General features: G+C 48.4%; 1 tRNA gene and 2 rRNA genes. All 3 read right to left on the bottom strand.

The features are described from left to right. Positions 1–154: ribosomal RNA gene (locus tag APT89_RS19840) — 23S ribosomal RNA — on the bottom strand; the annotation flags it as partial. A 183-nt stretch (positions 155–337) separates the two neighbouring features. Continuing rightward, a tRNA-Glu gene (locus APT89_RS19835) sits at positions 338–413 on the bottom strand. An 85-nt stretch (positions 414–498) separates the two neighbouring features. Next, positions 499–576 (bottom strand): 16S ribosomal RNA (locus APT89_RS19830); the annotation flags it as partial.

Below are 576 nucleotides of genomic sequence, written 5' to 3'. Positions count from 1 at the left end.
TAACGATAGTGCAACGAATTGCACTGGGTTTCCCCATTCGGACATCGACGGGTCAAAGGTTCATATCACCTCGCCGTCGCTTTTCGCAGATTAGCACGTCCTTCATCGCCTCTGACTGCCAGGGCATCCACCGTGTACGCTTAGTCGCTTAACCTCACAACCCGAAGATGTTTCACTTCATGATTGCGAAAATTTGAGAGACTCGAACACACCTTAAAGATGTGTCGTTTCAATTTTCAGCTTGATCCAGATTTTTAAAGAGCAAATATCTCAAACATGACTCGTAAGTCAGTTTTGAGATATGACGGCAGGTGACTTTCACTCACGAACCAGCAAGTGGCGTCCCCTAGGGGATTCGAACCCCTGTTACCGCCGTGAAAGGGCGGTGTCCTGGGCCTCTAGACGAAGGGGACACTGAAGTCTCAATCACAAGACGCCTTGCTGTTTACTTTTCATCAGACAATCTGTGTGAGCACTGCAAAGGCAGGTTCTTTAAGGTAAGGAGGTGATCCAACCGCAGGTTCCCCTACGGTTACCTTGTTACGACTTCACCCCAGTCATGAATCACAAAGTGGT

The organism is Enterobacter sp. 50588862 (assembly GCF_001462935.1).
Taxonomy (GTDB): domain Bacteria; phylum Pseudomonadota; class Gammaproteobacteria; order Enterobacterales; family Enterobacteriaceae; genus Enterobacter; species Enterobacter bugandensis.
Note: the sequence above shows the minus strand (reverse complement) of the source record. Positions and strands in the feature narration are given on the sequence as shown.